Annotated in this window: 1 protein-coding gene; it reads right to left on the bottom strand. The window is 43.5% G+C overall.

Annotated features, from left to right (window positions below):
• The coding region (locus tag AC1DUA_RS39525) for an AraC family transcriptional regulator ligand-binding domain-containing protein (protein WP_477504872.1) at positions 1-677 on the bottom strand (677 nt) is incomplete at its 3' end.
• Positions 678-766: the final 89 nt, after the last annotated feature.

Below are 766 nucleotides of genomic sequence, written 5' to 3'. Positions count from 1 at the left end.
CGAGTGCACTGTTCATTCAACGTTCGATCCAATACGGGACTCAAGATCTCCAGCAATTCCTGGTTATACGAAATAAAGGGGAGATCCAGATCTCTTCGATGAAGCGTTAATCGATTACGGGTTGCACCAATACGAATCGTGCACCCGAAATAAACCTCAAGAGCCTTTATATCACCCATCGAGTGAGTAAATTCCACACTCCGTGCAATAATAAGCTGCCCCGTACCTCTGCGCCCGAGTTCTAGAAGAAAGGCCAAAGTCGTTCCAACCAGCACAGGCGGTCCGGGTTCCTCACTATCCATCCATTCTAATTCAATTGTACAACTCTCTCCGTCTTCAGTTATTTGCAAGCTTTCCGGAGGACATAGTTGTTTGTATCTCGCCATACGCATAAGGGCATCGCGATAGTCACGAGCATGATAAGTCGCTAATACAGTTGGTGGATATTGTGTCGTTTCAAAAGCAGTTACAAGATTGATGATTCCGGTGGCAATGTCACCAACGTGGTCAGAGTATGCTTGCCAGACTTTGAAATATTGAGCAGTGGTAATTGGAGCTGGCTCTGTAATAATTGTAAGCGGCAGCTGCGCTTTATAAGCTATGTCGATAGGATTAATCCCCATTTGTTGTATTCCCACCCATAATCCTGGAGGAAGCTTGATACGGTCATATGTCATTACGTATGGATCCCTTCAACACTTTTTATTTAATAGTTAATAATTTCGTTTAAAAGAGGCAATATCCTGTCTATTAGTAAGCAAAAGCA

Source organism: Paenibacillus sp. 01T422 (genome assembly GCF_056398785.1).
This window is presented reverse-complemented; position numbering and strand designations above follow the sequence as displayed.